Origin of the sequence: Streptomyces sp. H27-D2 (genome assembly GCF_035828615.1) — a bacterium.
In the GTDB taxonomy this organism is placed as follows: domain Bacteria; phylum Actinomycetota; class Actinomycetes; order Streptomycetales; family Streptomycetaceae; genus Streptomyces.
In genome coordinates, this window is the sequence record NZ_JAYMZR010000155.1 from 1 (window position 1) to 11,352 (window position 11,352).

Annotated in this window: 4 protein-coding genes, 1 tRNA gene, 1 rRNA gene and 1 pseudogene; 1 reads left to right on the forward strand and 6 read right to left on the reverse strand. The window is 70.3% G+C overall.

The window, feature by feature from the left end; genetic code table 11:
• From QMK28_RS32575 to QMK28_RS32585, 3 genes and pseudogenes are all read right to left on the reverse strand, one after another.
• Positions 1-1,150: pseudogene (locus QMK28_RS32575) on the reverse strand (cell division protein FtsK); the annotation flags it as partial.
• 119 nt (positions 1,151-1,269) lie between these two features.
• Positions 1,270-1,947, reverse strand: a complete 678-nt coding sequence (locus tag QMK28_RS32580; protein WP_326443303.1) for a response regulator — start codon at positions 1,945-1,947, stop codon at positions 1,270-1,272.
• Positions 1,948-2,227: 280 nt separating this feature from the next.
• Positions 2,228-7,072: a HAMP domain-containing protein gene (locus QMK28_RS32585; RefSeq protein ID WP_326443304.1), complete on the reverse strand. Its 4,845-nt coding sequence runs from the start codon at positions 7,070-7,072 to the stop codon at positions 2,228-2,230.
• Positions 7,073-7,456: 384 nt separating this feature from the next.
• On the opposite strand from QMK28_RS32585, the gene QMK28_RS32590 reads away from it, so the two are divergent.
• A complete protein-coding gene (locus QMK28_RS32590) occupies positions 7,457-10,126 on the forward strand; it encodes a SpoIIE family protein phosphatase (RefSeq protein WP_326443305.1) in 2,670 nt (889 codons plus the stop codon).
• Positions 10,127-10,196: 70 nt separating this feature from the next.
• On the opposite strand, the gene QMK28_RS32595 is transcribed toward QMK28_RS32590, so the two are convergent.
• From QMK28_RS32595 to rrf, 3 genes are all read right to left on the reverse strand, one after another.
• Positions 10,197-10,269: transfer RNA gene (locus QMK28_RS32595), tRNA-Thr, on the reverse strand.
• A 217-nt stretch (positions 10,270-10,486) separates the two neighbouring features.
• Entirely contained in the window at positions 10,487-11,164 is a 678-nt protein-coding gene (locus QMK28_RS32600; protein WP_326443306.1) for a DegT/DnrJ/EryC1/StrS family aminotransferase, read from the reverse strand.
• Between the two features lie 117 nt (positions 11,165-11,281).
• Positions 11,282-11,352: ribosomal RNA gene (gene rrf / locus QMK28_RS34485) — 5S ribosomal RNA — on the reverse strand; the annotation flags it as partial.

Genomic DNA, 11,352 nt, shown 5'->3' on the forward strand with positions numbered 1-11,352 from the left:
CCGGCGGCACGCCGCCGCGCTCGGTCGAGATGCCGCTGCTCAGGCCGGCGACCAGCGGCGAGGGCTGCACGCCGTGCAGCACCGCCCCGTCGAGCGCCGCCGCGGCGGCCGCGGCCACGTCCACCGCGTCCATCGGCCGGTCCGGCCCCGCCTGCACGCTCGCGCGGCGCGGCCGGCGCCGCCGCGAGAGCGCCGCCTCCTCCGCGTGCCCGGGGCCGTACTCCGCGTCCTGCGGGTCCTTCTCCATCGAGGTGCGCCGACGCCGGCGAGCGGGCCCCTCACGCCACTCCTCGTCATACTCCCCGGGCTCCCCCGGCAGGCGGTGGCCGTCGTGCTCCGGTTCGAGCGGCTCGGCCAGACCGAGCTTCACGCCGAGCAGCCGCACCCGCTGCGGAATCGAGTTGACCGGGGTGGCGGTGACGACCAGCAGCCCGAAGATCGTCAGCAGGATCAGCAGCGGCACGGCCAGCACCTCGCCGACCATGAAGACCAGCGGCTTGGACGCCCCCCAGCCGATCAGCCCGCCGGCGTCCTGGATCGCCTCGGTGCCCTCGCCGCGGCCGGGCGATCCGCAGGCGATGTGCACCTGCCCGAGGACCCCGATGACCAGTGCGGACAGGCCGATGACGATCCGGCCGTTCGCCTCCGGCTTCTCCGGGTGCCGGATGAGCCGTACGGCGATGACGCCGAGCAGTATCGGCACCACCAGGTCGAGGCGGCCGAAGGTGCCGGTCACCAGCATTTCGATCAGGTCGCCGACCGGACCGCGCAGATTCGACCAGGTACCGGCCGCGACCACCAGCCCGAGGCCGAGCAGCAGCAGCGCGACGCCGTCCTTACGGTGCGCCGGGTCCAGCCCGCGCGCGCCGCGCCCCACGCCGCGGAACAGCGCGCCGACGCCGTGCGCCAGACCCAGCCAGAGCGCGCGCGTCATGCGGTAGACCCCGTTGGTGGGGGACGGCGCGGGCTTGGGCGCGGCCTTCTTGGCGGCTGCCTTCTTCACGGGGGCCTTGCCGGGTGGCGCGCCGGCCTTCTTCGCCGGAGCCTTCTTGGCGGGCGCTTTCCTGGCAGCACCCCCCGCACGACCGGCAGGCTGCTTCGAGGCGCCCGCGCTGCTCGGGGAACCCTTGCCGGACGTACGTGAGGCCATGGAGCCGAGATTACAGCCGTCGGCCGTACGGGACACGTGTGCCCACGCCTTCGCCCATTCGTGTCGCGGCTCGCGGCGCGACGCGCGGGGCCCGCCCGCGGTGACACCGCGTCAGGACGCTAGTGCTGCGACGGAACCGCCGAGGCGCTGTTGCCGGCGCCCGGTTCCAGGGCGTCCAGCGCCCGGCGCAACCCGGTGAGTTTGCGCTCCAGATGAGCCGCGGTGGCGACCGCGGCCGCGTCCGCCGACTCGTCCAACTGCTTGGTGAGCGCCTCGGCCTGCTCCTCGACGGCGGCCAGCCTCGCGGACAGCTCGGCCAGCAGCCCCGCGGGCTCCTTGGCTTCGGGCACGCCCGGCCGTCCGCCCTCCAACTGGAGCCGCAACAGCGCGGCCTGCTCCCGCAGCTGGCAGTTCTTCATGTAGAGCTCGACGAACACCGAGACCTTCGCGCGCAGCACCCACGGGTCGAAGGGCTTGGAGATGTAGTCCACCGCGCCCGCCGCGTAACCCCGGAAGGTGTGATGCGGACCGTGGTTGATGGCGGTCAGGAAGATGATGGGGATGTCCCTGGTCCGCTCGCGGCGCTTGATGTGCGCCGCGGTTTCGAACCCGTCCATGCCCGGCATCTGCACATCCAGCAGAATCACCGCGAAGTCATCCGTGAGCAGCGCTTTGAGCGCTTCCTCCCCGGACGATGCCCGAACCAGCGTCTGATCGAGCGCGGAGAGAATGGCCTCCAGCGCCAGCAGATTCTCCGGCCGGTCATCGACCAGGAGGATCTTGGCCTTCTGCACCATGGCCCGTCCTCCTCGCCCCGGCAACGCGCCGGGCGCCACCCCAGGGGACGGCTCCGTTGCGCCGCCCGTCCTTGTGCCGGTCATGGTAGCCGCACCCCGCTGTTCGCCACACCCTGTCACCGCGATGTCACTGTGCACGTAGCAGAAACGCAGTGGGAGACCAGAAGGTTCCCCGAATACCGTACTCCCACACGTATTCGGCAACAGTCAGTCAACAGTCAGCCTTCAGGCTACCCCGCTCGGCCGCCCGTCCGGGGCGGGGGCACCGCCCCGGACGACCTCACTCGCCCCGCATCCACTGCTGCATGACCGTCAGCAGGTGGTCGGTGTCGACCGGCTTGGTGATGTAGTCGGACGCGCCCGACTCGATGCTCTTCTCCCGGTCGCCCTTCATCGCCTTCGCGGTGAGCGCGATGATCGGCAGTCCCGCGAACTGCGGCATCTTGCGGATCGCGGTCGTCGTCGCGTAGCCGTCCATCTCCGGCATCATGATGTCCATCAGCACCACCGCCACGTCGTCGTGCTGCTCCAGGACCTCGATCCCCTCGCGCCCGTTCTCGGCGTAGAGCACCGACAGGCCGTGCTGCTCCAGCACACTCGTCAGAGCGAACACATTGCGGATGTCGTCGTCGACGATCAGGACCTTCTCGCCGGAGAAGTTGCCGGTGAACCGGGACTCATGCTGCTCCTCGCCGTTGCCGAGCCATGACTCCTCCGGCGCGGGGTGCCCGGCGTCCGTCCCCGGGTGGAGCTGCCCCGGCAGGTCCGGGTGCTGCCCGGAAGCTGAGGGGAGGGCCCTGCGCCGGCGCCTGAAGAGGCCGCTGGCGCGCTCGGGCGGCGCGTCCTGGACCGGGCCTCGGGAGCGCCGTCGGGCACTCCCGTCGTCCCTCATGCCGGAGTCCGTGTCGGACTCGCGCGAGCTCATGGGGCCGCCGATGGCCAGGCCGCCCGGAGCGAGCTGCGGGTAGCCCTGCGGCGGGAGTTCGCCCGCGATGATCGGCAGATAGAGGGTGAAGGTGGAGCCGCGGCCGGGCTCGCTCGCCGCGTAGATCTCGCCGCCGAGCAGCCGGGCGATCTCCCTGCTGATCGACAGCCCCAGGCCGGTGCCGCCGTACTTGCGGCTGGTGGTGCCGTCGGCCTGCTTGAACGCCTCGAAGATGACCCGCATCTTGTTCGCGGCGATGCCGATCCCGGTGTCGGTGACCGAGAAGGCGATCATGTCGCCGTCCGGCTCCCGCAGCGAACCGTGTTCGAGCAACTGCTCGCGGATCGCGTTCGGCACATCGGCGCCGGCCGGCCGGATGACCAGCTCCACCGCGCCGCCGTCGGTGAACTTCACCGCGTTGGACAGCAGGTTGCGCAGCACCTGCAACAGCCGCTGCTCATCGGTGTGCAGCGTGGCCGGCAGCTCCGGCGAGACGCGGACCGAGAAGTCCAGCCCCTTCTCCGCGGTGAGCGGGCGGAAGGTGGCTTCGACGTAGTCGACGAGCTGGACCAGCGCGATCCGGGTCGGGCTGACCTCCATCTTGCCCGCCTCGACCTTCGACAGATCGAGGATGTCGTTGATCAGCTGAAGCAGGTCGGAGCCCGCGCCGTGGATCGTCTCGGCGAACTCCACCTGCTTCGGGGTGAGATTCCCCTCGGCGTTGTCCGCGAGCAACTTGGCCAGGATCAACAGCGAGTTGAGCGGCGTGCGCAGCTCGTGCGACATGTTGGCCAGGAACTCGGACTTGTAGCGCATCGACACCGCGAGCTGCTCGGCCCGCTCCTCCAGCACCTGCCGGGCGTCCTCGATCTCGGTGTTCTTGACCTCGATGTCCCGGTTCTGCTCCCGGAGTTGCTCCGCCTTCTCCTCCAGCTCGGCGTTGGAGAGCTGGAGCGCCTTCTGCCGGTTCTCCAGCTCCTCCGAGCGCTCCTGGAGCTGCTCGGTGAGTTCCTGCGACTGCTTGAGCAGCACCTCGGTCTTGGTGTTGACGCTGATCGTGTTGACGCTCGTCGCGATCATCTCGGCGATCTGGTTGAGGAAGTCCTTCTGGATCTGGGCGAACGGCTGGAAGGAGGCCAGCTCGATCACGCCGAGAACCTGTCCCTCGAAGAGCACCGGCAGCACGATGACGTGCGCCGGGGGCGCCTCGCCCAGCCCGGAGGCGATCTTGAGATAACCGGGCGGCACGTTCTCCAGCAGGATGGTGCGCTTCTCCTCCGCGGCGGTGCCGATGAGCGCCTCGCCGGGCCGGAAGGAGGTGGGCATCGAGCCCATCGAGTAGCCGTACGAGCCGATGAGGCGCAGCTCATACGCGTCGTTCCTGCTGCCGTTGGCGCCGATCTCGTTGCCGGCGCCGGTCGGGGCCGCGTGGAAGAAGGCGCCGTGCTGGGCCGCGACGACCGGGGTGAGCTCGCTCATGATGAGCCCGGCGACGTCCTCCAGGTCCCGGCGGCCCTGCATCAGGCCGGAGATCCGGGCGAGGTTGCCCTTGAGCCAGTCCTGTTCCTCGTTGGCGCGTGTGGTCTCGCGCAGGTTCGCGATCATCGTGTTGACGGTGTCCTGGAGTTCCAGGATCTCGCCGGCCGCGTCCACGTCGATCTTCAGATTGAGGTCGCCGCGGGTCACCGCGGTCGCGACCGCGGCGATGGCGCGCACCTGCCGGGTCAGGTTCCCGGCCATCTCGTTCACCGACTCGGTGAGGTCGCGCCAGGTGCCGTCCACGTCGCGCACCCGCGCCTGGCCGCCCAGCTGCCCTTCGGTGCCCACCTCGCGGGCGACCCGGGTGACCTGCTCGGCGAACGAGGACAGCTGGTCCACCATCGTGTTCATGGTGGTCTTGAGTTCGAGGATCTCGCCGCGGGCGTCCACGTCGATCTTCTTGGTCAGATCGCCCCTGGCGACGGCCGTGGTGACCATCGCGATATTGCGGACCTGGCCGGTCAGGTTGGACGCCATCGAGTTCACCGATTCGGTGAGGTCCTTCCAGGTCCCGGAGACACCGGGGACCCGCGCCTGGCCGCCGAGGATGCCGTCGGTGCCCACCTCACGGGCCACCCTGGTGACCTCGTCCGCGAAGGACGACAGCGTGGTCACCATGATGTTGACGGTGTCGGCGAGCTGCGCGACCTCGCCGCGCGCCTCGACCGTGACCTTCTTCGTCAGATCGCCGTTGGCGACCGCGGTCGCCACCTGCGAGATGTTGCGGACCTGGCTGGTCAGGTTGTTGGCCATCAGGTTGACGTTCTCGGACAGGTCCTTCCAGATGCCGGTGACGTCGCGCACCCGCGCCTGGCCGCCCAACTGCCCTTCGGTGCCCACCTCGCGGGCCACCCTGGTGACCTGCTCGGCGAACGAGGACAGCTGGTCCACCATCGTGTTGACGGTCGTGACGAGTTCGAGGATCTCGCCGCGCGCGTCGACGGTGATCTTCTTCGACAGGTCGCCCTTGGCAACCGCCGTCGTGACCTCGGCGATGTTGCGGACCTGCGAAGTCAGGTTGTTCGCCATCGAGTTGACGGACTGCGTGAGGTCCTTCCAGGTCCCGGAGACCCCCTGCACCTCGGCCTGGCCGCCGAGCATGCCCTCGGTGCCCACCTCGCGCGCTACCCGCGTCACCTGCTCGGCGAACGAGGACAGCTGATCGACCATCGTGTTGAGGGTGTTCTTCAGCTCCAGGATCTCGCCCCGGGCGTCCACATCGATCTTCTGCGACAGATCGCCGCGCGCGACCGCCGTGGCGACCTGCGCGATATTGCGGACCTGCGCGGTGAGGTTGCCGGCCATGCCGTTGACCGAGTCGGTGAGGTCGCGCCACACCCCGGCCACGCCCGGCACCTGCGCCTGGCCGCCCAGCCTGCCGTCCGTGCCCACCTCACGGGCCACCCTGGTGACCTGGTCGGCGAAGGCGGAGAGCTGGTCGACCATCGTGTTGATGGTGTTCTTCAGCTCCAGGATCTCGCCCCGGGCGTCCACATCGATCTTCTGCGACAGATCGCCGCGCGCGACCGCCGTGGTCACCTGCGCGATCTGCCGGACCTGAGAAGTCAGGTTGCCCGCCATGAAGTTGACGGAGTCGGTCAGTTCCTTCCAGGTGCCGCTGACGCCGTCGACCCGCGCCTGCCCGCCCAGCCGGCCTTCGGTACCCACGTCCCGCGCCATCCGGGTGACCTGGTCGGCGAAGGACGACAGCTGGTCGACCATCGTGTTGACGGTGTTCTTGAGCTGGAGCATTTCGCCGGAGACGTCCACGGTGACCTTCTGCGACAGATCGCCGTTGGCCACCGCCGTCGTCACCTGCGCGATGTTGCGCACCTGCCCCGTGAGGTTGCGGAAGGCCGTGTTCACCGAGTCGGTGAGGTCCTTCCAGGTCCCCGCCGCGCCCGGCACCTGCGCCTGGCCGCCGAGCTCGCCCTCGGTGCCGACCTCCCGTGCGACGCGCGTCACCTCGGCGCCGAACGACGACAGCTGGTCCACCATCGTGTTGACGGTGTTCTTCAGTTCGTGCATCTCGCCGGCCACATGAACCGTGACCTTCCGTGACAGATCGCCCTTCGCCACCGCCGTGGTGACGAGAGCAATGTCACGCACCTGCGCCGTCAGCCGGGACGCCATGGTGTTGACGGAATCCGTCAGATCCTTCCAGGAACCGGACATACCGCGCACCCGGGCCTGACCGCCGAGCTTGCCCTCGGTGCCCACTTCGCTGGCCACCCTGGTGACCTCGTCGGTGAACGCCGACAGTTGGTCGACCAGGCCGTTGACCGTACGGCCCACCTTGAGGAACTCGCCGCGCAGCGGGTGCGCCGCTCCGTCCGCGCCCCGCGAGCGCAGGTCCATCCGTTGCTCCAGGTCGCCCTCGGCAACCGCCGACAGCACCCGGCCCACTTCTGAGACCGGTCGCACGAGATCGTCGACCAGCGCGTTCGACGCGTCGATCGCCGCCGCCCAGGAGCCCTCGCACGGCCCGACTTCAAGCCGTTCGGTGAGTTTTCCCTCCCGGCCGACCACCCGGCGGACCCGCGCCAGCTCGCCGGTCAACTGAAGATTGCGATCGGCGACCTCATTGAAGACAGCGGAGATCTCGGACATCACCCCATCGCCCGACACCGTGAGCCGCTTGCGGAAATTACCGTCCCGCATGGAAGCCAAGGCCGACAGCAACCGGTTCAGGGCAGCTGTATCCACCTCGGTCGTCCCATTATTCCGGGATCGTCCGCTTTTCGCGCGCGTGCTTCCGCCCCGCGCCACTCCGCCAGACTCCACCGTGTCCCTCCCGCAGGGTCGACCGTCCTAGTCGGGCCATCTCTTCTAGCTTTCCCAGTGTTTCACCCTGGCCCAACCAGGCCATAACAGTTCGGCAGCATGGCACACAGCTGGTCACAAGATCAGGGCGCGTTCACACACGACCGGGAACCACGCGCACGCCGAAGGTAAGTAACCTGGCAACCGGCCGTCCAATCCACCCCGACCCATCGGGCAGGAGCGGGGGCGCGCGCAAGACGGGCATCGGAGGGGCAGCACGACATGGGGGAGCAGATCACCGAGACAGATATGAGGAGACCTGTGGCCACCGCGCGGGCTGCCGCCACCTTCGAGCCGGTCGGGCGCTCCGTCGCCACCGCTCGTGCGTTCGTCCGTGACACCCTCCAGGGCTGGGGCTTCGCCGACATCATCGACGACGCCGTCGTGCTCACCAGCGAACTCGTCACCAACGCCGTGGTGCACGCGGGCACCGCCGCCGACGTGCTGTGCCTGCGCGCGGACGACGGAGTTCGCGTCGAGGTCGCCGACCGCTACCCCGAACGCGACATCCCGGTGCAGAACGCCGGCCAGCAGTACGCCAACCCCGACCGCGAAGGCGGCCGGGGCCTGCTGCTGTGCTCCGCCCTCGCCTCCCGCTGGGGCGTCGAGTACTCCCCGGCCCGCAAGCAAGTCTGGTTCCAGCTCGACCTGCCCGAACGCCCCGCCGGCACCCGCTCCGCCGGCCCCGCCCTGCCCATCGACGCGCTCCCGGTGACCGACCCCCGGGTACGGGTCGCCGTCATCCAGATAGACCGCACCGGCGCGATCAGCCGTTGGAGCGACGACGCCGAGGAGCTCTTCGGCTACCCGTCCGAACAGGTCACCGGAAAGCCGCTCACCGACCTCGCGGCCTGGCCGCACACCCCCGGCACCAGCACCGGCATCGTCGAAGCGCTGCTGCTCTCCCGCTGGGAGGGCTCGTACGGCATCCGCGCCTCGGACGGCCGCGTCATCCCCGTCTACGCCTCCCACCTGCGCGTCCGCGACAGCGGCGGCGAGCCCTCCACGGTCTGCCTGCTCGTACGCGACCATGAGCGCGCCGTCCTGCAGAGCCCGCCGCGCGGCCCCTCGGCGGACAGCTCCGCCGCGCACGCCGACGGCCGCGGCCCCGCCGCCGACCCGTTCGAGGTCTTCATCGGCTCCCCCGCCCCCGACGACCTCGACGGCCTGCTGCAACGCACCGTCGAACGCGCCCGCGACATGCTCGACGGCGACGCGGCCTACCTGCTGCTCGCCACCGACGACGAAACGGAGCTGGAGGTACGCGCCTCCACCGGCCTGCCCTCCGCCCGCCAGCGCTTCGCCCGCGTCCCCGTCGAAGCCGGCACCGGCCGCTACGGCTCCGCCCGGATGCCGGCCGTCCACGAGGACCTCACCGCCGTCCCCGGCGCCGTACCGCTGCTGACCGGCACCGGAATGCGCTCGGTCGTCACCGTGCCGCTCAAGGTCGAAGGACGCCTCACCGGCTCACTGGGCGTCGCCGCCGAGGCCTCCGGCCGCTACAGCAACGAGGAGGCGCTGCGCCTCCAGTTCGCCGCCGACCGCATCGCGCTCGCCGTCGAACGCGCCCGGCTCACCGAGTTGGAGCGGCTGCGCCGCGGCTCGCTGTCCTTCCTCGTCGAAGCCTCCGACCTGCTCGCCGGCACCCTCGACCGGGACCAGACGCTGGCCCTGATGGCCCAGATGACCGTCCCCACCCTCGCCACCTGGTGCGCCGTCTACACCATCGCCGACCAGGCGTCCGAACCCGAGCTCTCCTACGTCCTGCACGAGGACGAGGACCGCATCGACGGCATCAAGGCACTGCTCGCCAAGGTCGACCCGCCCGAGCCCGTCCCCACCCCCGGCGCCCGCATCTGGACCGCCCCCAGCGACGCCGCCCACTCCGAGGCGCTCCGCTCCTCGCTGCGCAACCTCGGCCTCGGCGAGGCCGCCCGTCTCTCGGCCGGTCCCGGCACCAACCTCGCCACGGCCTCCGCGGTCGGCGGCGAGACGCTGGTGCTGCCTCTGGTGGCCCGCAACCGGGTCATCGGCATGCTCACCCTCGGCAAGCCCACCGACGAGCACTTCCGCCAGGAGATCCTGGAACTCGCCGAGGACCTCTCCCGACGGGCCGCCCTCGCCCTCGACAACGCCCGTCTCTACTCCGAACGCACCGCCATCAGCCAGTCCCTCCAGCGCAGCCTGCTCCCCCCTGAGCTGCCGATAGTGCCCGGCGTCGAGGTCGAGGTGATCTACCGCGCGGCCGGCGAGGGCAACGAGGTCGGCGGCGACTTCTACGACCTCTTCCCGATCCGCGACGGCGCCTACGGCTTCGCGATCGGCGACGTCTGCGGCACCGGCCCGGAAGCCGCCGCGGTCACCGGCCTCGCCCGGCACGCCCTGCGGCTGCTCGCCCGCGAGGGCTTCGGCGGCCCCGCCGTCCTGGAGCGCCTCAACGCGGCCATCCTCGACGAGGGCGCCCGCAGCCGCTTCCTGACCCTGCTCTACGGCGAGCTGTGGCCGCAGCCGGACGGCAGCGCCATACTCAAAGTCGTCTGCGCCGGCCACCCGCTGCCGCTGCGCCTGCGCCCCGACGGCAGCGTCGAGGCCGCCGCGGAGCCGCAGCCGCTGCTCGGCGTCATGGAGGACCTGGAGCTGTACGAGCAGACCGTCACGCTCGACCCGGGAGACGTCCTGCTGTGCGTCACCGACGGCGTCACGGAACGCCGCGAGGGCAGCAGGATGCTCGGCGACGACGGGCTCGCGGACGTCCTGACCACCTGTACGGGCCTGACGGCCGGCGCGGTGGCCGGGCGCATCATGCGAGCCGTCGAACGCTTCGCCGCTGACGCCCCGTCGGACGACATGGCGATCCTGGCGATGCGCGTACCCGGCAAGCAGGACGCCTAGCCCGGTATCCGGGAGGTCCCGAAAGCATGGAAGGCCCCCGCCAGTTGGCGGGGGCCTTCCACATATCCGGAGCCCCAATGCGGAATCGAACCGCAGACCTTCTCCTTACCATGGAGACGCTCTACCGACTGAGCTATTGGGGCGCAGCAACAAAATAAAGCATACCCGAACTCGCACGCGGTTCGAACCGCCCACCGCCGGCCCCCAAGACTGGACCCCAAGACGCCGGACTCACCGCCGAGTTCCCCGGCGCCCTCGCGACCGTCGCCCCGTTCAGCGGCGGTTGCGCCGGAGCCGCGCCTCCGGAATCCAGCCGGGCAGTCCGGGCGGCGGCGGAATGGCCCGGCCTTGCGAGCGCTGCTACGCGGCGGGCTGCAGCAGCCCGCCGAGCGCGTTGCACCCGGACACCACCCGCTGGAGCTCGCGCCGTGTCAGCGAGGCGTCCACCGGCAGCGCCAGCGTCTCGTCTGCGGCCCGCTCCGTCTCCGGCAGGAACACATCCCGCCGGAACCCCGGCATCCGGTGGACGGGCGTCTGCACGGGCGCCTGGCACCGCACACCGCGCGCCCGCAGCGCACGGGCGAACGCGTCCCGGTCCGGCCGCCCGTTGCCCGGCACCCGCACCACGTACTGCTGGTAGGTGTGGCCGGCGTCCGAGGAGGGCGTCATGACCCCGGTGAGCCGCGCGTTCAGATAGGCCGCGTGCGCCTGCCGCTGCGCGACCCCGTCGTACGACTCCGCCGGCTCCGGCTGCCCGATGACCAGGAGCCCGTGCCGCTCGCCCAGTACACGGATACGGCCGATGTCCGCCCGCCGCCCGAAGCGGTGCACGGCGACGACAGCGACCGTCCTGGACGTCACCGCCGCCGCGACGGCGGCCGGATCGAGGCAGAGACTGTCCGCGTCCACATCCGCGAAGACCGGCACGGCCCCCACGAGCAGCACGGCTTCGGCAACCTCGGCACTGCCGTACGCCGACACGACGACCTCGTCGCCGATGCGTACGCCTGCCGACTTCAGCGTTCCAACTGTCCCCATGACAGGGATGCTGACTCCGCAACGTGAACGCGAAGTGACAGCGCACGCTGGATCACAAAAACAGAAAAGCTCCGGTCCCTGAACCGAAGTTCAGGGACCGGAGCTTTTCTAAAGATTGTTCGGCGGCGTCCTACTCTCCCACAGGGTCCCCCCTGCAGTACCATCGGCGCGGAAAGGCTTAGCTACCG